The organism is Niallia oryzisoli (assembly GCF_043641075.1).
Classification (GTDB): Bacteria; Bacillota; Bacilli; order Bacillales; family Cytobacillaceae; genus Bacillus_BD; species Bacillus_BD oryzisoli_A.
Map to the genome: position 1 here is coordinate 51128 of NZ_JBHZRC010000012.1, position 22020 is coordinate 73147.

General features: G+C 44.2%; 18 protein-coding genes. All 18 read left to right on the plus strand.

The genetic code is table 11. From position 1 onward, the window contains the following. Window positions 1-191: 191 nt before the first annotated feature. The 18 genes from ACHUFV_RS22925 (at window position 192) to ACHUFV_RS23010 (ending at window position 21432) form a co-directional block, all read left to right on the plus strand. The gene (locus tag ACHUFV_RS22925) at window positions 192-2183 is read left to right on the plus strand and encodes a penicillin-binding transpeptidase domain-containing protein (RefSeq protein WP_394238231.1); all 1992 of its coding nucleotides are present in this window, start codon (window positions 192-194) and stop codon (window positions 2181-2183) included. A 288-nt stretch (window positions 2184-2471) separates the two neighbouring features. Continuing rightward, window positions 2472-3347: a UTP--glucose-1-phosphate uridylyltransferase GalU gene (galU, locus tag ACHUFV_RS22930; RefSeq protein WP_394238233.1), complete on the plus strand. Its 876-nt coding sequence runs from the start codon at window positions 2472-2474 to the stop codon at window positions 3345-3347. Between the two features lie 1023 nt (window positions 3348-4370). Beyond that, entirely contained in the window at window positions 4371-5093 is a 723-nt protein-coding gene (locus ACHUFV_RS22935) for a YveK family protein (RefSeq protein ID WP_394238235.1), read from the plus strand. Continuing rightward, window positions 5083-5778: a CpsD/CapB family tyrosine-protein kinase gene (locus tag ACHUFV_RS22940; RefSeq protein WP_394238237.1), complete on the plus strand. Its 696-nt coding sequence runs from the start codon at window positions 5083-5085 to the stop codon at window positions 5776-5778. The genes ACHUFV_RS22935 and ACHUFV_RS22940 overlap by 11 nt, the downstream gene beginning before the upstream one ends. Before the next feature lie 277 nt (window positions 5779-6055). Beyond that, complete coding sequence (locus tag ACHUFV_RS22945) at window positions 6056-7870, plus strand: polysaccharide biosynthesis protein (RefSeq protein ID WP_394238239.1); 1815 nt, start codon at window positions 6056-6058, stop codon at window positions 7868-7870. A gap of 33 nt (window positions 7871-7903) precedes the next feature. After that, window positions 7904-9034: a DegT/DnrJ/EryC1/StrS family aminotransferase gene (locus ACHUFV_RS22950; RefSeq protein WP_394238241.1), complete on the plus strand. Its 1131-nt coding sequence runs from the start codon at window positions 7904-7906 to the stop codon at window positions 9032-9034. Window positions 9035-9118: 84 nt separating this feature from the next. Further along, window positions 9119-9721: a sugar transferase gene (locus tag ACHUFV_RS22955; protein ID WP_394238328.1), complete on the plus strand. Its 603-nt coding sequence runs from the start codon at window positions 9119-9121 to the stop codon at window positions 9719-9721. After that, the gene (locus ACHUFV_RS22960; protein WP_394238243.1) at window positions 9711-10334 is read left to right on the plus strand and encodes an acetyltransferase; all 624 of its coding nucleotides are present in this window, start codon (window positions 9711-9713) and stop codon (window positions 10332-10334) included. The genes ACHUFV_RS22955 and ACHUFV_RS22960 overlap by 11 nt, the downstream gene beginning before the upstream one ends. Next, a complete protein-coding gene (locus ACHUFV_RS22965; RefSeq protein WP_394238245.1) occupies window positions 10331-11641 on the plus strand; it encodes a glycosyltransferase family 4 protein in 1311 nt (436 codons plus the stop codon). The genes ACHUFV_RS22960 and ACHUFV_RS22965 overlap by 4 nt, the downstream gene beginning before the upstream one ends. A 1-nt stretch (window position 11642) precedes the next feature. Continuing rightward, window positions 11643-12971 carry a nucleotide sugar dehydrogenase gene (locus tag ACHUFV_RS22970; RefSeq protein WP_394238247.1) on the plus strand — a complete coding sequence of 443 codons (1329 nt, stop codon included), beginning with the start codon at window positions 11643-11645 and terminating at the stop codon, window positions 12969-12971. Between the two features lie 13 nt (window positions 12972-12984). Beyond that, window positions 12985-14061, plus strand: coding sequence for a Gfo/Idh/MocA family protein (locus ACHUFV_RS22975; RefSeq protein ID WP_394238249.1), 1077 nt, complete (start codon window positions 12985-12987; stop codon window positions 14059-14061). Further along, window positions 14062-14628: an N-acetyltransferase gene (locus ACHUFV_RS22980; protein WP_394238251.1), complete on the plus strand. Its 567-nt coding sequence runs from the start codon at window positions 14062-14064 to the stop codon at window positions 14626-14628. Between the two features lie 20 nt (window positions 14629-14648). Next, the gene (locus tag ACHUFV_RS22985; protein ID WP_394238253.1) at window positions 14649-15794 is read left to right on the plus strand and encodes a DegT/DnrJ/EryC1/StrS family aminotransferase; all 1146 of its coding nucleotides are present in this window, start codon (window positions 14649-14651) and stop codon (window positions 15792-15794) included. Then, window positions 15791-16906, plus strand: a complete 1116-nt coding sequence (locus ACHUFV_RS22990) for a glycosyltransferase family 4 protein (RefSeq protein WP_394238255.1) — start codon at window positions 15791-15793, stop codon at window positions 16904-16906. The genes ACHUFV_RS22985 and ACHUFV_RS22990 overlap by 4 nt, the downstream gene beginning before the upstream one ends. A 29-nt stretch (window positions 16907-16935) precedes the next feature. Then, window positions 16936-18258 (plus strand): O-antigen ligase family protein, encoded by a 1323-nt coding sequence (locus ACHUFV_RS22995; RefSeq protein WP_394238257.1) that lies wholly within the window; start codon window positions 16936-16938, stop codon window positions 18256-18258. Next, complete coding sequence (locus ACHUFV_RS23000; RefSeq protein WP_394238259.1) at window positions 18146-19363, plus strand: lipopolysaccharide biosynthesis protein; 1218 nt, start codon at window positions 18146-18148, stop codon at window positions 19361-19363. Before ACHUFV_RS22995 ends, ACHUFV_RS23000 begins: the two co-directional genes overlap by 113 nt. 57 nt (window positions 19364-19420) lie before the next feature. Further along, window positions 19421-20092, plus strand: coding sequence for an ABC transporter ATP-binding protein (locus ACHUFV_RS23005; protein WP_394238261.1), 672 nt, complete (start codon window positions 19421-19423; stop codon window positions 20090-20092). Further along, window positions 20089-21432, plus strand: a complete 1344-nt coding sequence (locus ACHUFV_RS23010; RefSeq protein ID WP_394238263.1) for an ABC transporter permease — start codon at window positions 20089-20091, stop codon at window positions 21430-21432. Before ACHUFV_RS23005 ends, ACHUFV_RS23010 begins: the two co-directional genes overlap by 4 nt. Window positions 21433-22020 lie beyond the last annotated feature (588 nt).

Consider the following 22020-nt stretch of genomic DNA (forward strand, 5'->3'; position numbering starts at 1 on the left):
GAATAGAAAAATGGCTCTCCGATTTATGTGGTGTCTCAAACACCTGCTGAATGAAGTTAAGCCTCCGGCGGATGCCACAGATTTTTTAATGGAAATTTATCGAGCTCTAAAAAATCTGGGCTCGGAGCGAATTTGATAATGGTAAAAATCACCCAAAGTGGTACACTAACCCCAAGGAGGCGACTCGAAAAATGAAAAAATCTCTGGCACTTATTTTTTTCATCCTATTCATTCTCACGGCTTGCAACAACACACCGCAGCCGTCAGACACAATGTCACAATACATAAACCTATGGAATAAGCAGAAATTCGCGGACATGTATGAGCTTTTATCAACTAATGCGCAAAAGTCCATCACCAAAAAGGACTTCGTCAGCCGCTATGAAAAATACTACAAGGATCTCGAAATCACGAAGCTCAAGGCCGAATTCACCAAGCCAAAGGAAGAGGAGAAGCCGAAGGAAGACAGCATAAGCTATCCCTTCTCCGCCAGCATGAACAGCATCGCCGGCGACATCTCTTTCAATCACAAGGCAACGCTTGTAAAAGAAGAAAAAAACAACAAGGAAAACTGGTACATAGACTGGAATTCAACCTACATCTTCCCAGAGCTAGACGAGGGAGCCAAAATTGGTATTTCCACCAACACGGCGAAGCGCGGTGAAATCACGGACCGCACGGGACAGGGACTAGCTGTAAACGGACAGGTGTATGAGATCGGCATCGTTCCCGCTGAGATGGGCGATCAAAAGGAAAAAATTATCAGCCAGCTTGCCACTCAGCTTGGCATCACAACGGAAAAAATCAACAACGCCCTTAACGCTTCATGGGTGCAGCCGGACTATTTCGTCCCAATTAAGAAGCTGTCCCTCGAGGAACAGGAACTCGTCGCCAACCTAACGGAGTTGCCATCCGTCAACTCCAAGCAGGTCGCTGCACGCGTCTATCCGATGAAGGCAGCTGCCGCCCACCTGATCGGCTATGTCGGGCCCATCACAGCCGAGGAGCTGAAGGAACGCGAAGGAAAAGGCTACACAGCAAATGATACTATTGGAAAAAGAGGTCTCGAGCAGGTGCTCGATGAACAGCTCAAAGGAGAAAACGGCGTCACCATTAAGATCAAGAAAGCTGATGGCACTGAAACTACTCTCGCTGAAAAAGAAGTCAAGGACGGTGAATCCGTTCAGCTGACCATCGACGCGACCATGCAGACAAAGCTCTATCAGCAGCTCGTTGGACAGGCTGGAACCGCTGCGGCCATCCACCCGACAACCGGCGAAACACTAGGTTTAGTCAGCTCACCAAGCTTTGACCCGAATCTACTTTCGTTAGGTGCGACAGCCGAGCAATGGACGGCGCTGCAGGACGATCCGCTGAATCCGCTCTTGAACCGCTTCAGCGCCAACTTTGCACCAGGTTCTGTCATCAAACCGCTAACAGCGGCAATTGGTCTTAAGGAAGGAACGCTTGACCCAGCAGCAACGCTCAACGTCAGCGGTCTGCAATGGCAGAAGGATTCCTCCTGGGGCAGCTATTATGTTACAAGAGTTAAGGACCCCGGGACACCGGTTGATTTGGAAAAAGCTTTGCTCTACTCAGACAATATCTATTTTGCCCAAGCAGCACTGGCGCTTGGAAAGGACAAGCTGGCAGACGGTCTGAAGGGATTTGGCTTTGAAGAGGAAATGAAGTATCTATTCCCGCTCGAACCATCGAAGACAGGCGCAATGGACACGGAGATCCTCCTAGCTGATTCCGGGTACGGCCAGGCACAGGTGGAAATGAATATCCTCCATCTCGCCGCAACATACACACCGTTCGTAAATGCCGGCAAGCTGATCAAGCCGACGCTATTGCAGCAGGACGAGCTCGGCCAAGCCTGGAAGCAGAACGTCATCAATGAAGAGCAGGCAGCACAGATCAATACGATTCTGCAAAAAGTAGTCCAGGATCCAAGGGGCACTGCCAATAAAGCGAATATCCCGGGAATGCCACTTGCAGGGAAAACCGGCACCGCCGAGCTGAAGGCGAAGCAGGGGGAAAAGGGAACGGAAAACGGCTGGTTTGTCGCCTATAATACGGAAAATCCATCCCTCCTCGTGGCCATGATGGTTGAAGGAGTTCAGGCTTCCGGCGGCTCGTCAATCGTTGTGGAAAAAGTACGGAATGTGTTTGCACAGTAAAATAGAGAGGGCTGCAGTCAGAAGCAGCCCTTATTCTACTTGTAAAATTGATAGATGACAGTAAAAAATACATATATAATAGAAGAAAAGCGTTTTCATTCCGAGGGAATCATAGAAAATCGAATCTATTGTAAAAACCATTCTTTTGAAAAAATTTCTTAAAATAAGCGTTTGATTAATTTCAAGCAACAATAAAGGTGTCCCACTCTCATATGTAGAATAAAAAGGAATACCACTAATAAGATAATAACAGCACATAAAAACAACATTACCCAAGGGGAGATTTGTTTGAAAAAGGTACGTAAAGCAATTATCCCGGCAGCGGGACTTGGGACGCGGTTCCTGCCGGCTACAAAGGCGATGCCGAAGGAAATGCTCCCGATTGTCGATAAGCCGACGATTCAGTATATTGTCGAGGAAGCAATTGAGTCAGGCATCGAGGATATTATTATCGTAACAGGTAAGGGAAAACGCTCGATTGAGGATCATTTTGACCATGCAGTGGAGTTGGAGCAAAACCTCATCAGCAAGGAAAAATACGAGCTGTTGGAAGAGGTCCGCAATATTGCCAATATGGTCGATATTCATTATATCCGGCAAAAGGAACCAAAGGGGCTCGGCCACGCGGTATGGTGTGCGCGGAACTTCATCGGTGATGAGCCGTTTGCGGTATTATTGGGTGATGATATCGTCCAAGCGGAAACACCGTGCCTGAAGCAGCTGATGGATCAGCATGAAAAAACACTTTCCTCTGTCATCGGCGTGCAGCAGGTTCCGAACAGTGAAACACACCGGTATGGAATCATTGATCCGATTGAAAGCTTCGGTCACAGCTACCAGGTCCGCAACTTTGTGGAAAAGCCGGCACAGGGAACAGCGCCCTCCAATCTAGCCATCATCGGCCGTTATATTTTTACACCAGAAATCTTTATGTTCTTGGATAAGCAGGTGGTTGGTGCAGGCGGTGAAATCCAACTGACCGATGCGATTCAGCAGCTGAATGAAATCCAGCGTGTGTTTGCTTTTGAGTTTGAAGGCAAGCGCTATGATGTCGGGGAAAAGCTTGGCTTTATCGAAACGACGATTGAATTTGCGCTCCAGCATGAGGATTTGCGGGAGGATCTACTGCGATTTATGGCGAAAAAATTGGATCAACTGAAGTAATCATGGCAAAAAGATACTGCGTGTCTAAATGCAAAAAGCATGGTAAAGGAATTCACCATGCTTTTTATCATATCCTTAAAATTTTGTACAGGCATAAGAGTTTGTAGGCGGAGAATTTCCGGCTAATGTACATAGAGTAGGCTTGCGAGGCTGATATAAGCGGAGGTTTTCCGGTTAACTGCTGTACTATAAGATAAAATCCAAGATTTGCACAACATTAGCGGAAATACTCCCTCTATTTATAGGGAAATATGAGTATTTCCTAATTTAAACGGAATTCCTCCGTCTATATTTCAATTTCTGTTACTTTCCTGGAGGTATGAGAATCCATAAGCGGAGAATTTCCGGCTAATGTCTAATGGCGGGCTAAAAAAGCCAAAATAAGCGGAGAACTTCCGATTAGCTGCTCTAAAAAAGTCAAAATCCAAGGATTTGGATAAGATAAACGGAACAACTCCTTTTATTTATAGGGAAATATGGGTATTTCCCAATTCAAGCGGAATTTCTCCGTTTATTTTTCAAACAACTCTAGAAATGCAGCCCCTACCTGGCAAGTTATAATGGTAATTTGCAAGATTTGTACCCGGCGTATGATGAAGAAAATAAAACAATGGAAAAGAGCGTCCAAATGATGCTCTTTTCTTATTAATATAATGTTATGTTTGAGTCCAAAATAGATGCCTTCACAAAACTCCCATCAAGAGATCACAACAAAGATTTCTATCTTCTATATCTAAAAATCCAAAGAAACAAATCTTCAAACTCTCTTAAATTACCTGCTAGTCAGTCCTCTCCTTAACTTAAACTTTACAAAATCTTGCAAACGAATGAAAACCGGCAAAACCCTTTCCCCATGCTACTTCCCTCTCGTTTTTCAAAGGTATGATAGGTAAATTCTGACGAAATTATAGAATATTTCTATAGAAAATCGATATACATTTTTAGTAATCGAGATTGTGCATTATTTCTGAATAGAATATAGCACGTTAGAAATTCTTTTAACGAAGCGTTAAGGAGGAGAACATGGAGGAGACCATTCAGCTAAAAGAAGTGCTGCGAATGTTGAGAAAACGAGTAGGTTTAATCCTGATTCTTACCACATTAGCTGTAATTGCAGCCGGAGTGATGAGTTACTTTGTCATGCCCCCCATTTATCAAGCCTCAACACAGCTCTTAGTCAATAAAACTCAATCTGAACAGCCCTTATATAGTCCAGGTGAGGTTCAAACAAACCTACAGCTCATCAACTCCTACAACGTCATTATGAAAAGTCCAGCGATTCTTGATCAGGTGATCGATGAATTGGGAATTGATTTAACGGTGGCTGAATTAAATGAAAAAATGACCGTTTCCAGTGAAGAGGATTCTCAAGTGGTCAACCTAACCGTCCAGGATACAAACCCCCAAATGGCTGCAGACATTGCCAATGAAACGGCCGAAGTCTTCCGGGAAAAAATTTTCACACTGATGAACATTGATAATGTAAATATTTTATCCAAGGCAAAGGTGGAACAAAATCCAGCTCCGATTAAGCCAAAGCCCTTGTTAAATATGGCTTTAGCTCTTGTGATTGGCTTCATGCTGGGTGTTGGAATCGCCTTCATATTAGAGTACCTGGATAACACGATCAAAAGTGAGCAGGACATTGAAAAACTTCTACAAGTACCAGTACTCGGCGTTGTTGCTGCGTTTGACCACACGAATAAAAAGAAAGAAATCGCAAGGAGTGGATCCAATGGGACGTAATAAAAAGGCAAAAGGGAATGATGTAAAGCGAAGTTTAATCACGCAGCAGGATCCGAAGTCACACATTTCCGAGCAATATCGAACAATCCGAACCAATATTCAATTTGCGTCGGTTGATAAAGAATTGACCACCATCGTTGTCACGTCGTCAGGTCCTGCGGAAGGAAAGTCCACGACCGTAGCCAATTTGGCGGTTGTCTTTGCGCAGCAGGGAAAGCAGGTGCTGCTGATTGACTCGGATTTACGAAAGCCAACCGTTCACTATACGTTTCAAGTGAGCAATATAAAGGGATTAACGACTGTCCTAACAAAACAATCAACGCTAGAGGAAGTGATCCAACCATCGATGCAAGAAAATTTATCACTTGTAACAAGCGGGCCGATCCCGCCAAACCCTGCTGAGCTGCTCAGTTCAAAGGCGATGGAGGAGCTAATAAAGGAGGCGAGCACAACGTACGATATGGTGCTGTTTGATTCCCCGCCATTGCTGGCCGTGACCGACGGACAAATATTAGCCAGTAAATGTGATGGCACCCTTTTGATTGTGAGCAGCGGAAAAACAGAAATAGAGCAAGCGATAAAGGCAAAGGATTTACTAAATTCAGTGAATAGCCATCTACTGGGAGTCATTTTAAATAATAAAAAGCTTAAAAATCCCCACTATTATTCCTATTATGGCGAGTAGTCAATGAATTGTAATCAATTGGTAATATAGCTTAATAATATTTAGAAATACACATGAATAGCATTCTAGTATATGGATTATTTTACCAACCAATTAAATCAAACATCCATTCCCTTTAAAAATACAAAATTTATCTATAGATAGCTTCGTAGATTAGAATATCTAAACCTTCAAATAAACAGACCGGTTAGTTCATCTTAAAGCTACCAACTTGGGTTGAGGAGACCATCCATTCCATCATGACGCTTTCAACAACTTGAGAGAGAGGAAGTTATAAATGCCGTATGAAAAGCGGGTTCCGCTTCTAGTCGGGTTAGATTCGATCATTGTCTTGACCTCTATCTTTTTTGGATATATATTGCTGCATCCCTACACCAAATTTTATACAGAATCCATGCTTTGGGTTAGTTCAATCACCTTAGTCGTTAGTCACCATGTATTTGCCTCCATCTATCGTCTGTATCAGAAGGCATGGGAATATGCAAGCATTGGAGAGCTGCTTGCAATCCTGAAGGCTGTCACCTTGTCCATAACCGTGACAGCCGTCGCTCAATCCCTAGTATATCAAGATGTATACTTTAGAGTTTTGGGCATTACCTGGATGATGCATGTCCTATTAATTGGAGGATCGCGTTTTTCCTGGCGAGTGTTCCGCGACCATTACATAACAGTCAATCCTGATAATAGACGCACCCTGATTGTTGGAGCTGGTTCAGCTGGAACGATGGTGGCACGTCAATTGTTGAAAAATAACCAAGGGCAGCTTTATCCGGTTGCCTTTGTCGATGATGATCCAAACAAGCATCGATTGCAAATCTATGGAATTGAGGTAAAGGGCGATATTCAAGACATCCCCTGTATTGTAGAAAGATGCAGAATTCAAAACATCGTGATTGCCATTCCTTCCTTGAGGAAAAAAGAAATCAACAAAATCTATGATGAATGCGCCAAAACAAAAGCAACCACTAAAATTTTTCCCTTGATAGAGGACCTGGTGACAGGGAAGGTTTCCATCAATCAGATTCGGAATGTGGAGGTGGAGGACTTACTTGGCCGTGAGCCTATTGAATTAGATATTGATTGCATTGCCGATAAATTAACGGGTAAAACCGTTCTCGTCACTGGTGCAGGTGGCTCGATCGGTTCAGAAATCTGCCGGCAAATTGCGAAATTTTCACCGAAAAAGCTCCTGCTGCTCGGCCATGGGGAGAATAGCATTTACGCCATTGACATGGAATTAAAACAACAATATCAGGATGACGTGGAGATCATTCCGATTATTGCCGATATTCAAGACGGGGCCCGCATCCTAGAAATTATGGAAATGTACCGGCCAGATGTGGTGTATCATGCGGCAGCACATAAGCATGTTCCGTTGATGGAATACAATCCGACAGATGCTGTAAAAAACAATATCCTCGGCACGAGGAACGTCGCAGTAGCGGCAGATACTTACGGGGTGAAAAATTTTGTTCTGATTTCAACAGACAAGACGGTGAACCCGCCAAATGTCATGGGAGCGACCAAACGGTTTGCCGAGATGATTATTCAAAACATCAATAAGGAAAGCGAGACCAAATTTGTGGCCGTTCGCTTTGGAAATGTACTGGGGAGCCGCGGCAGTGTCATTCCTTTATTTAAAAAGCAAATTCAAGAAGGGGGCCCTGTGACGGTGACACATCCGGATATGACCCGTTATTTTATGACGATTCCCGAGGCTTCACAGCTTGTCATACAGGCAGGTGCCTTAGCGCGGGGCGGTGAGGTGTTTGTCCTGGATATGGGCGAACCGGTTAAAATCGTGGACCTGGCGAAAAACCTCATCAAGCTTTCGGGTTATTCAGTGGACGACATTGGCATCACTTTCACGGGGATACGACCAGGGGAGAAGCTATATGAGGAGCTGTTGAATGAAAATGAGGTGGTGAAAAAACAGGTGTTTCCGAAGATTTTTATCGGGAAGGCGGAGCCGGTTGGGAAAGAGGAGCTTTATGGGGTGATGGAGACGCTGCTGGATATGGATGAAGCGGAGCTCAAGGAGACCTTGGTGAGAATCGCCAATACGAAGCTCGATGGGAGTAATCAACGGTGAGTGGAAAGGCTCATATAGGGAGGCGTGAAGGTGATGAATGACAAGAAAAAGGGCAATAAGGGAGAGCGGATTTATCTTTCATCACCGCATATGAGTGACGAGGGATATGAAAAGGAGTACGTAAAAGAGGCCTTTGACACGAACTGGATTGCTCCTATCGGAGAACATGTCGATCGTTTTGAAAAAGAGCTTGCAGCAAAAGTCGGTTCAAAGGCTGCGGCAGCCCTGTCATCGGGTACAGCAGCGATTCATCTAGCCCTGAAAGCAGCGGGAGTGGGCGCGGGGGATATTGTGTTTTGTCCAACACTCACATTCTCTGCCACTGCGAATCCCATCATCTATCAAAAGGCCACCCCTGTTTTTATCGATAGCAATCAGGAAACCTGGAATATGTGTCCAAACGCACTAGAAGCCGCCTTTTTAAAATATCCACACGTGAAGGCCGTAATCGTTGTCCATCTTTATGGGCTGTCGACAGATATGGATTCGATCATGGAGGTCTGCCGGAAGCATCAGGTTCCAGTCATTGAAGACGCGGCAGAATCTTTAGGCACCTACTATAAAGGAAAGCATACAGGAACCATTGGCGACTTCGGAATTTTCTCGTTCAATGGAAATAAAATCATTACCACCTCAGGCGGCGGCATGCTGGTTTCGAATCACAAAGAAAAGGTAGCAAAGGTCCGGTTTTGGGCAACGCAAAGCAGGGACCAGGCAAGACACTATCAGCATAGTGAATTGGGCTACAATTATCGGCTGAGTAATGTCCTTGCCGGCATTGGCAGAGGACAGCTAAAGGTTCTCGACAAAAGAGTAGAAAAGAAGAAAGCGATTTTTGAATTTTACCAGAAGGAGCTGGGAGGGCTTGAGGGAGTCCAAATGATGCCGGTTAATGGATGGAATGAACCGAATTACTGGCTTAGCTGCATGACCGTCAATAGCATCAGTCCCGTAGAGCTAATGGAAGCTCTGGAAAAAGAGAACATTGAATCAAGACCAGTATGGAAACCGATGCACTTGCAGCCGTTTTTCGGAAAATATGATTATATCGGAACCGATGTTTCAGAAAGGTTATTCGAAAATGGAGTCTGTCTACCAAGTGATACAAAGATGAAGGAAGAGGATTTAACAAGAGTAGTAGAGACAATTAAGAAGCTATGGTAAGCAAAGTTTTGAATCTACGAAAAAGCTGGTGAGCATGCGTTGAAAAATAAGCCTGGAATCTACAAAAGATACCTCAAAAGACCAATGGACGTCCTATTATCCTTAATAGCACTGATCGTTCTTAGTCCTCTCTTTTTACTCATTAGCATTCTTGTAAAAGTAAAGCTAGGCAGTCCGGTGATTTTTAAGCAAAAACGTCCTGGCTATAAGGGGAAAATCTTCACTCTCTATAAGTTCCGGACGATGACGGACGAGAGAAACGAAAAGGGAGAGCTACTGCCAGACGATGTGAGATTGACGAAGTTCGGAAGCTTCCTTCGTTCCACCTCACTTGATGAGCTTCCAGAGCTTATTAATATTGTCAAAGGCGATATGTCGATCGTCGGTCCGAGGCCGTTATTAGTCCAATACCTCCCGCTTTACAACGAGCACCAAAAACGACGTCATGAGGTGAGACCAGGCTTAACGGGCTTGGCGCAGGTAAGTGGCCGGAATTCGATCGACTGGGAAGAGAAATTTCTACTGGATGTTCAGTATGTAGACAGCGTTTCCTTCATCCATGACTGGAACATCATCCTTCTCACAATCATAAAGGTTTTCCAAAGAGAAGGGATTCATTCAGAAAGTACGGCAACAATGGAGCCCTTTGAAGGAAATAACCGGAAAGGACTGAGCCATGATGAATAAACTTCTGATCATCGGTGCGAGCGGTCACGGGAAGGTAGCCGCAGATATTGCGTTAAAAATGAATCTATGGAAACAGATTGGCTTTCTAGATGATAACGAGTTTCTTGTCTCCTCCATGGGAATCGACGTCGTCGGGGGGTCCTTTGATGCCTTTGAACTTCTAGAGGAATATGACATGTTTGTCGCGATCGGTGACAATACAATGAGAGAAGCCTTACAGGAAACCCTTCTTATCAAAGGGGCAAGCATCGCTACATTAATCCATCCCGCTGCGGTGATTGGTGACGAGGTCGAGATTGGTTTAGGAACGATGATCATGGCGGGGGCTGTGGTGAATTGCTGCACCAAGATCGGAAGGGGCTGCATTATCAATACAGGTGCGACCGTTGATCATGACAACCTGCTGAAGGATTATGTTCACATCTCTCCAGGAGCTCATTTAGCAGGTGCGGTTCAGGTGGGAAAAGGGTCATGGCTAGGGATCGGGAGCACTGTCAGTAACAATGTGACGATTGCAGCCCATTGCAGAATAGGTGCGGGTGCAGTGGTTGTGAAGGATATCGCAGAAAGTGGAACCTATATAGGGGTACCTGCGAGGAGAGTGAAGGAATGACCAAGAACATTTGGATCCTGAATCACTATGGTACCAATATGTATAGAGACCAGGCGGGCAGACATTATTGGTTTGCCGAAAACCTACGGAAGCTGGGGGCGAAACCAACGATCTTTTGTGCCTCAACCTTTCACAATTCAAATGGAAAAATTGATATCGGAGCTGATAAATATGCGTCAGAACAGGTCAATGACATTCCGTTTGTCTTTGTCAAAACGCCCGATTATAAGGGAAATGGAAGATCGCGAATCTGGAATATGGTGTCGTTCTATCGAAATCTTTTTCCAGTGGCAAGGCACTATGCAAAACGTGTTGGGAAGCCTGATGTCATTTTGGCTTCAAGTGTTCATCCGCTAACGCTGATTGCCGGAATGAAAATCGCCAAAAAATGGGGGATTCCCTGTGTTTGTGAAATAAGAGATTTATGGCCTGAATCGATTGTCGCGTATGGTGCGTTAAAGAAAAACAGTATCCTCGCAAGGCTTTTGTATCAGGGTGAAAAATGGATCTACAAAAAGGCAGACAAATTACTTTTCACGATGGAGGGCGGGAAGGATTATATCGTTGATCAGGGCTGGAACCAAGAAAAGGGCGGTCCAATCGATCTCAACAAAGTCCATCATATCAACAATGGCGTTGATCTCGAGACGTTCGAATATAACAAGGAATTTCACACAGTAGACGATGAGGACCTGAACAATGAAAACGTATTTAAAGTCGTCTATACAGGATCAATTAGAAAAGCAAATAACGTGAGAAAAATGGTAGAAGCAGCAGAATATCTCCAGTTCAAGGGACATCCTAACATCCAGTTATTGATCTACGGGGACGGAACAGAACGAGCGGAACTAGAAACATACTGCCAATACAGAGAACTGCAGAACATCAAATTTAAAGGATTTGTGGAAAAAAATAAAATCCCCTACATCCTTAGTAGATCAGATCTGAACATCATGCATTTTGAACAAAACAGTTTAAAAAGATATGGAGCGAGTCTGAATAAGCTGTTTGAGTATTTTGCCAGCGGGAATCCGACGATTTCAGATTGTGAGTTTGGCTACGATCTGATCCAAAAATATCAATGCGGCATGGTGATCGACAACGCAAACGCCAAACTATTAGCTGAGATGATTATTCATTTTTCTAGCATGCCTAAAGCAGAATACAGCGTCTATTGCAACAATGCCCGGGTAGCTGCACAGGATTATGATTTTACGAGATTGACAGGTAAGCTTGCCAATCTACTAGGTGTCGAAACGACCGATCGTCCGATGGTACAAACAGGAAGCGAAACGGAGGAACGATAGGATGGGAGTAAACAAACCAAACGCGGGGAGCTTGAAACAAAAGCTGCTAGACAAAACGGCCACGCTTGGAGTGGTCGGCTTGGGCTATGTCGGGCTGCCGCTTGCAGTTGAAAAAGCAAAGGCCGGCTATAAAACGATTGGGTTTGACGTGCAGGAACAGAAAGTGGAAATGGTGAACGCCGGTAAAAATTATATTGGCGATGTTGTGAATGAGGATCTAGAGAAAATCGTCCAGTCAGGGCTTCTTTCAGCGACAACCGATTTTGCACAGGTGGCAAAGGCAGACTGTGTTTGTATTTGTGTCCCGACACCCCTTGATGTGCATCAGCAGCCCGATATTAGCTATGTGGAAGCCTCGGCAAAGGCCATCGTTCCCTATATGCATAAAGAGATGCTGATTGTTTTAGAATCAACCACCTATCCAGGAACGACAGAGGACCTGCTGAAACCGATTCTTGAAAACTCTGGCCTTACCTGTGGCAGGGACTTCTATCTAGCTTTTTCTCCAGAGCGGGTCGACCCTGGAAATCTGCTTTATAAGACGAAAAACACCCCGAAGGTCGTTGGCGGGATTACGAAGCATTGTACCGAGATAGCGGCTACCTTATACGAAAGTATTCTTGAAGCACCGATTCATCGCGTTTCCTCCCCAGCCATTGCCGAAATGGAAAAAATACTAGAAAACACCTATCGAAATATCAATATTGGGCTTGTGAATGAACTGGCCATTCTTAGTAACAAGATGGGCTTAAGCATCTGGGAGGTCATCGATGCGGCAAAGTCGAAGCCCTATGGCTTTCAAGCCTTTTATCCGGGGCCAGGACTTGGCGGGCATTGTATCCCGCTCGATCCCTACTATCTTTCCTGGAAGGCGCGTGAATATGGTTTTCATACCTCGATGATTGAAGCCTCGATGATGGTGAATGATCGAATGCCTGAGTACTGTGTCGAGCGAGCTAGTAAAATCCTCAATCGACACGGTAAAGCAATCAAGGGCTCCAACATCCTAGTGCTGGGCGTTGCCTATAAACAGGATATTGACGATTACCGCGAAAGTCCTGCGATACGGGTTATTGATGAATTAGAAAAAGGAGGCGCGGAGGTTGTGTATTATGATCCCTTCGTGCCGGAGTACCGTGATCAAGGAAAGGTGAAAAAGGGAGAAGCAGATTTAACAGCTGAATTGATTCGAAATGCCGATTTAGTCATCATTACCACAGCCCATTCAACGGTCGATTACGCTTTCGTCCAGCAGCAGGCAAAAGCGATATTTGATACGAAAAATGCGATGAAGAGCATCCAGAATCGAGAAAACATCGAATTGCTATAAGAGGGGGATCATGATGAGTTTACGATATGCCTTAATTGGCTGTGGAAGAATTTCACCCAATCATATCGCAGCGGCGATCAAAAACAAACTAGAAATAGCGGCTTTATGCGACATCGTCCCTGAAAATATGAAAAGCAAAATCCATACCCATCATCTTCCTCCATCAACCCCTCAATATACTGACTACAAAGAGCTGCTTGAAAAAGAAAAGCCACAGCTTGTCGCGATTTGTACGGAGAGCGGAAATCACGGTCAAATTGCATTAGATTGCATCGACACCGGCTGCCATCTCATTATTGAAAAACCCATCTCTCTTTCACTCGAGGAAGCGGATGAAATCATTGCAAGGGCAAAGGAAAAAAACGTAAAGGTGTGTGCCTGTCATCAAAATCGGTTCAATAAATCGATTCAAAAGATCAGAGAAGCCGTAGAGCAAAATCGATTTGGTAAGCTGCTGCATGGAACCGCCCATATTCGCTGGAACAGAGGAAAGGATTATTATCAGCAGGCCCCTTGGCGTGGAACATGGGAGCAGGATGGCGGAGCATTGATGAACCAGTGTATTCACAATATTGATCTACTCCGGTGGATGATGGGCGACGAAATTGACGAGGTCTATGGAATCACCGCCAACTTGAAGCATCCCTTTATTGAAGCAGAGGACCTAGGGCTGGCACTCATTAAGTTTGCGAATGGAAGCTATGGAATGATTGAGGGAACGACGAATATCTACCCGACAAATCTGGAAGAAACCCTCTATCTATTCGGAGAAAGCGGCACGGTGAAAGCGGGCGGTAAATCTGTTAATAGAATTGAAGAATGGCAGTTTCTTGATAGAAAGGATAATCCGGAAGTGGTGAAACGAACCTTTCAGGAGGACCCGCCCAATGTCTATGGATATGGCCATATTCCCTTATATGCGGATGTTATTGAGGCGATCCAAAACGATCGAGATCCCTATATAACGGCAGAGGATGGAAAAAGAGCGCTGGAGCTTGTTTTGGCCATTTACAAATCATCCCTAGTCGGAAAAAGTGTGAAGCTCCCGATGGAAAAGGGGAGCACGTTGGATTTCAGGGGGAATCTGTAGATGGACTATTACATTCATGAAAGCAGTTATATCGATGAAGGGGTAACAATCGGCGATGGCACAAAAATTTGGCATTTTTCCCATATTCAACAAGGGGCGGTCATCGGAAAAAATTGCTCGTTAGGTCAAAATGTCAATATCGCCAACCACGTGAAAATAGGGAATGGCGTCAAAATCCAAAACAATGTGTCAGTCTACGAGGGGGTAGAGCTGGAGGATTATGTATTTTGCGGGCCCTCGATGGTTTTTACCAATGATGTAACCCCGAGAAGCAAGTATCCGAAGGGAAGTGCCGGCTATAAAAGGACCCTTGTGAAATACGGGGCGTCCATTGGAGCAAATGCGACGATTGTATGCGGAGTGACGATAGGCCGGTGGGCGATGATCGCTGCAGGTGCGGTCGTGACAAAAGACGTTCCTGACCATGCCTTAATTGTCGGGGTGCCTGGGAAGCAAGTAGGCTGGGTATGCGAATGTGGCAGGGTACTAACAGATGGATGGAATTGTAAGATATGCAGGAGAGCGTATTTCCTGATCGAGGGAGGACTAGAAGAAAAAGACGACTAGCATGGAGGTGAAACGAATACATGATGGAGTTCAGAGATTTAAAGACTCAGTATCGAACCTACAAGCAGGAAATCGATACGGCGATACAGCAGGTTCTGGACAGCGCTCAGTTTATTGGGGGCAAACCAGTGAGTGAGTTGGAAGAACAATTAGCCCACTACGTCGGGGTCCAGCACTGTATCACCTGTGCCAATGGAACGGAAGCAATGACGCTATTGTTGATGGCATGGGGGATCGGGAAAGGGGATGCGGTATTTGTTCCAGACTATACCTTCTTTTCCACCGGAGAAGTCGTTTCCTTTAGCGGGGCAACCCCTGTTTTTGTTGATGTCCAACGGGATACGTTCAATATCGACCCCGTTCATTTAGAAAAAATGATTACGAAAACAATCGAAGAAGGTGGGCTAACGCCAAAGGCCATTATTCCGGTTGATTTATTTGGTCTTCTTGCAGACTATGAAGAAATTGAGAAACTAGCAAAAAAATATCAGCTTCTCGTTTTAGAGGATGGAGCGCAGGGCTTTGGCGGAAGTATTAAAGGAAAAAGGGCCTGTAGCTTTGGGGATGCCGCCACCACCTCCTTTTTTCCTGCGAAGCCTTTAGGCTGCTATGGAGACGGGGGAGCGATCTTCACAAATGATGACGAATTGGCGACCCACATCCAGTCCCTGAAGGTTCACGGAAAAGGGCTTCATAAATATGACAATGTAAGAATTGGCGTCAATTCAAGATTGGATACCCTTCAAGCGGCAGTTCTCCAGGTGAAGCTAAAAGCGTTTATCGATCATGAATTAGAGGATATCAATCAGGTAGCCCGGCTGTATAACGAAAGACTTTCAGAAATCGTCGAAACCCCTATCATCCCGAAAGGCTACGATTCAAGCTTTGCTCAGTATACGATTAAGCTGAAAAATAAGAGACAGAGAGATACACTGCAATCGAAGCTTAAAGATTACGGGATTCCTAGTATGATCTACTACGGTAAACCGATGCACCAACAGGGAGCCTTTAAGGATCTCCATTATGATGACAAGGAATACCCAGTTGCAACGGAACTTAGTGACATTGTGTTGTCCTTACCGATGCATCCCTATATGAAAGTAGATGATGTACTCAAGGTCACGAAGGTCATCACGATCCTTTTAGATGGAGACGGACCGGTATGAGAATCTTGCATATCAACTCCTACTATGGCGGCGGATTGTTTTATAAACATTTATATGACCAGCAGCAAAGAGAAGGGCTAGAGATCGATGTGTATGTCCCAGCAGCAAAGGCTCTGAATCCAGAAAACGTTGATCTTGGCGATTACACCATACACAGTGTCAACCACCGCAAATATGACCGCTATTTCTTCCACCTGAAACATCGCAAAATTCTCAAAGACGTAAAGGACAAATTCCACATCCATAACTATTCGCTGGTCCATGCCCATTCTCTTTTTTCGAATGGCTATATTGCACTCAAGCTAAAGAAGGAGTTTGGCATTCCCTATATGGTGGCGATAAGAAATACGGATGTGAATTACTTCTTCAAATATATGATTCACCTAAGGAAGCTGGGTGTTGAGATTTTAAAAGAAGCAGATAAGATCATTTGTTTGTCGGAGCCCTATAAACATACGGTCATTGAAACTTATGTTCCTGAGCATCTTAGATGTAAAATTTCCCGAAAAGTACGAGTGATCCCAAATGGAATTGATAGCTTTTGGTTTGAAAATCGATCAGATTCAAAAGCGACCCCACCTAAAGACCATTTGAAACTAGTGTACGCAGGTGTCGTCAATAAACGAAAAAATGTATTAACTACCGCAAAAGCAGTAGAGCTTCTTCAAAAACGAGGATACCAGGTTACATTCACGGTAGTGGGAAGAGTGGAAGACCAGAGGGTACTTCAGAAGTTAGCCTCTCTGCCATATGTTCACTATATCGAGCAGAAGCCGAAGGAAGAGCTTATCAACATTTATCATGCTAACGATATCTTTGTCATGCCATCCATCGAGGAAACGTTTGGACTTGTCTATCCAGAGGCAATGAGCCAAGGGTTACCTGTCATCTATAGTAAGGGCCAAGGCTTCGATGGACAGCTCGACGAAGGAGTAGTGGGATATTCCGTAACTCCCACCTCCGCAGAAGAAATAGCCGATCGGATCCAGGCTATCCTAGCCAACTTTGAGGTACTATCCAATCATTGTGTGAACAAGGTCGATCAGTTTCGTTGGAGCAGAATATCGGAGGCGTATCACGAGCAATACTCCCAGATCGTGGGATTATTCTGAACGGATATCGTTAGATGTGAGGGCTTATGATGATAAAAAAAGCGAAGGCAAACCTTGTAACGATAAAGAATAAGGATGACAAGAAACTAAGCATGGCCTTAATGGCTTCCTATGTCGTGCTGACAATCCAGTACGCTATCTTAATTTCCTTTAATCTAATGGATACGGATAGTGGTGCAATGGTTCAGCTCCTATCAAAAGGACTGGTAGGACTCTTTTTCCTATACGCTCTGCCAGTTGTGCTGAAAAGAAGGAAATTCACGGTTCTAGGAATCTACTTTACTAGCCTATTTGTGTTTCTCCTACATTTCCTGTTCTTTCCGGAAAATCGAGTCTATATCGGCGAAATCAGTGTGTCATTTTTCCTGATGTGTGTTCCTGCGTTTTTGTATAGTCTGTGCCTCCATGACTGGAAGGTTCTAAAAGATAGGATGAAAAAAACAAGCTGGTTTGTGTTTGTTTTTGGCTTGATCGCTGGTATTCAAATCGTAGTAGGTGGAGCGGCAGCAGGCACCTATAGTATGTCACTGTCCTATTATATTCTCCTGCCGGCCATTCTGTTTATCGATGAATTTTTTGAGAAATTTACACTACGATCCCTATTCGTGGCATTTCTTTCGGTCCTGGTCATCCTGGCATTGGGAGCACGAGGGGCGATCCTGTGTATTGCTGTGTTTATCTTGTTTCGAATAATCAGACCCTATGCGAAATTTCACTATCGAAGGATCCTTTTGTACCTCGCTATTTTGGTGAGTACCCTCTTGGTGTTCGTCAATCTTGAAAGGATTCTTGTCACCCTTAACGGCTTCCTATTGAAATTTGGGATTACTAGCCGGAGCGTCATGCTCTTCTTAAATAATGAGGAGATTCACTTAAGTGGCAGGGAAAAGATTTATCATTATGTACTGGGAGAAATAGCTGCCCATCCGGTCCTTGGAGTAGGTCTCGGCGGCGATCGAGTCAGTGGATTAGGGTACAGTCATAACCTATTTTTAGAGCTAGGATCCAATTTCGGCGTAATTCTCGGTGGCATCCTTTCGCTGGTACTGATTCTCCTGATTGTACGTTCCTTCTTTTTAAAAAATAAAGCAAAGAGCCAGATGGTGGTCATCTGGCTGTGCCTGGGGTTTGTCCATTTAATGGTAAGCGGTTCGTATCTAATCGAAATGAAATTTTGGATCCTGCTTGGTCTGTTGATCAACGTTCATTTTCTAGTTCCTGCAAAGGGAGAGGGCCTACATGCTGAAAAAGAAAATCATCCTGGATACGATCTTAAATATCATCGCAACGGCTCTGCCCATCCTGATTCTTCAGCTGGTGATCCTACCATTCATCGGTACAAGAGCAGGTGATGTTCAATACGGCTTGATCATCACATTAGTCAGCCTGTCTACCTTGCTAAGCCAGCCCTTTGGGAATGTGCTGAATAATATTCGGCTGTTAACCCATCAAGAGTATGAAGACCATAAGGTGTCGGGTGATTTTACGATTCTGCTGGTAGGTGCCATCGGGATCAATGCTTGTACGATGATCATCGGGACCCTTTACTATGTTGAATCTGATTTCTTCATGAATGTGGGATTGATGCTCATACTCTCCTGTTTAAATGTAACAAGAGAGTATGCGATCGTCAGTTTTCGAATCACGTTAAATTACAAAGCCATTCTCATCAATAACATCATTTTAGGAATTGGCTATTTAGCAGGATTGGCGGTCTTTTGGGTAACGGGATATTGGCAATGGATTTATATCATCGGATTCTCCTTGAGTCTCATCTATGTGATGAGACATTCCAGCCTTTTAAAGGAGAAACTTACAAAAACCCCTTTTTTTAAAAGAACAACCTATAAGAGTATTATTTTATTCATTTCCGTCTTGATGAAGACGATGATGAATTATGGGGATAAGCTCTTACTCTTTCCCTTGCTTGGACCCGCGACTGTGTCTGTTTATTATAGTGCAACGGTCTTGGGGAAAATCATCTCGATGGCCATCACACCGATCAGCAGTGTCATGCTGAGTTATTTAGCTAAGATGGAAAAATTGAGACTGAAACAGTTTCTATCTGTCTTGGCGATTATTACTGCTGTTGGTGTGATAGGTTATTTGGTTACGGTTTGGATTAGTGCTCCTATACTCTTACGGCTCTATCCTAAATGGGCGGAGGAGTCCTTGACATTAATACCGATTACAACCGCAACCGCCATTATCGAAATGATGTGCAGCGTGATTCATCCTATTGTCCTTCGGTTCAATCATATCAACTGGCAGATCATCATAAGCGGCATCAACTTACTCATCTATCTGGCAGGGGGATTGATTCTGTTTCATTTTTATGGGTTGGTTGGATTTTCGATTGGGATCCTAGGGGCAAGTCTATTTAAGCTATTGCTCATGATTGTCATCTTTGTCTGGAATGAACTCAGTAAGGAGCAGGGGGAGAGGGCAGATGGTTAGTTGGAAAGTTGGTTAGGAAAGGGAAACCCCCCTAACCAACTAAAAGGAGTGAATGGAATGATCATATTATCAAATATCCATAAGTCCTATAAGTCAGCGGCAGGAAAGGAATTAGTGTTGAAGGATTTGAGTTTCTCGATCGACAAGGGGGAGTATGTAGCGATTATGGGTTCATCTGGAGCGGGAAAAAGTACGTTGATGAATATTTTAGGAACACTTGAAAGAGCGGATGCTGGTGAATATCTGTATGAGGATAAAAGGATTGAAAAAATGAGTAAGGGGCAGTTAACCTTGCTACGGAATGAAAAAATCGGGTTTGTTTTTCAAAATTTCCAGCTGATTCCGAATCTATCAGTCTCGCAAAATGTCCTGCTTCCGCTTATTTATAACCGGAAGTGGTTTGCGCGTAAAAACGACCGTGTACGAAAGGCATTAGACTTAGTAGGTTTAGGGGCAAAAATGAGGCAGAAGCCACATCAGCTGTCAGGCGGTCAAAAGCAGCGTGCGGCCATTGCGAGGGCGATTGTGAATGAGCCATCCCTTCTGTTGGCGGATGAACCAACCGGGAGCTTGGATGAAGAGAATACAGAATATATTTTGAATATTTTCGATGAGTTACATCAAAAGGGTGTGACAATTATTTTGATCACCCATGATTTAGAGGTGGCCAAAAGAGCTCAAAAGATCATGATGTTAAAGGGCGGGGTATTAAGGGAGTATTCAGTATGAGACTCTTCACTTCATTTAAGTTAGCTCTTCTTGGACTTTGGGCGAATAAATTTCGTGTGTTATTATCGATGCTTGGCATCGTGATTGGTGTATTTGCCGTCATCGTGTTGTCAGCGATTGCTCTTGGTGTGAAGGATACGGTCATGAAGCAATTAGGCGGACTGGGTGCAGAACAGATGATGGTCATTCCCGGACGGGTATTAGGGGATGATACGGGAAACTTGAACCTTTTAAGCGGGGTGTCTGGTGCTCCTAGTACGTTGACTTACAAGGATGTAGTGGAGATTGAGAAGGTGGAGTCAGTGGAATCCGTTACCCCTTTGCTTGAAACGGTTGGAAGGGTCGACTATAAGAAGAGTATTCAAGAGGCTGCCGTAGCGGTTGAAGGGATGCTCATCGGGACGAGTGCGACCTATCCGAAGGTGATGCACACAGGGGTAGAGGAGGGGCGCTTTTTTTCAAGGGAAGAAGAGGAAGGAAAGGAGCGGGTTGTCGTACTTGGCAGCAATATCCAATCCGCATTGCTGAAGGAGCGTCTGACAGAGCAGGAAATCCAGGATGAAGATGCTGGCAAGCAGAAACAGAATTGGTGGCAGAAGATGTTCGATTGGCTCATCGGAGCGAGCGTAGACGCGGAAGAGACCAACCAAACATTAGTGGGAAAAGAGGTCCTGATTCAAGGCGAGCCCTTTCATGTAGTCGGTGTATTAGAATCACAAGCCACACTCGGGATGACGACGGATAATAGTATCTTGATTCCCGTTCAAACAGCACTGGAAATGACGAGTATGCAGAACTTAACCACTATTTATGTGCAGCCGAATGGGGCTGCTGACCTTGAACAGGTGGAAAAGGATGTGTATTCTGCCATTCGTGTTCATCATCCGGAAAGCGATTTTAGTATTGTCAAACAAACGGAGATGCTGGAAGCCATTGATAAGGTAACGAGAATCCTACAGGTGATGCTGATAGGCATCACAGCCACAGCCTTGCTGATTAGTGGTGTCGGGATCATGAACGTCATGGTCATGTCCGTTCGAGAGCGGACACGGGAAATTGGGATCCGAAAAGCATTAGGGGCAACCACCGTGGAGATTTTATATCAATTCTTCTTTGAAACCTTGTTACTGTGTGTAGTGGGAGGAGCTGTAGGGCTTGCGCTCGCGTTTGGTTTTGTGGAATGGTGGAATGGGTCGATTACTATATTTTCACTTTTCATTCCTATATGGGTCGTTAAGCTCGCTTTGTTCTCCTCGGTTGGGATTGGGTGTATTTGTGGGATTTATCCAGCGATTAAGGCGGCAAGGTTGCAGCCTAGTGAGGCGTTAAGGTTTGAGTGAGGGTTCAAGGGAATACATGTAGGGCTGCATGCAGAAGCAGCCCCATTTCACTTTACTTGTAAAACTACTTATATAATAGAAGAAAAGCGGTTTCATAATCGTGATTTATAGAAAAAATAAATCAATTTTTATACAGAAAATGTTTTTGCATGACTCTTCGTGTAAGCCGTGACTCGTGAATGGGTTAAATAAACGTTTGTTTGATACAGATTGACAATGGATGTCTTCGAGATAAAAAACACACTATATCATTAATTAGGGGCTATCTTCATTTTAAGAGAGGTCAAAGTAGTTGGTTCAGGTATCTAAAAAAAGTGAAAAGTGAATAAAGTTGTGTCGTTTTTACTGGTTAATTACCATTAAATTTCCTTGTAATAAATCCCATTACAGAAATATTACTTCACAAAGTGAATAAATCATAGTTTAATTAATACTGTAGTTTAACTAGGATTTATTAATTTTGTATACAAAAAACAAAATTCGACAAAATCTCCTATTGTTCTATGATATGATAATAGTGTTTTTTCCAGCTATCGACTAAAGGTGAGTTTTTTGTTGTCGAAAGTTCAAATAGAGAAAAAGTCGTAT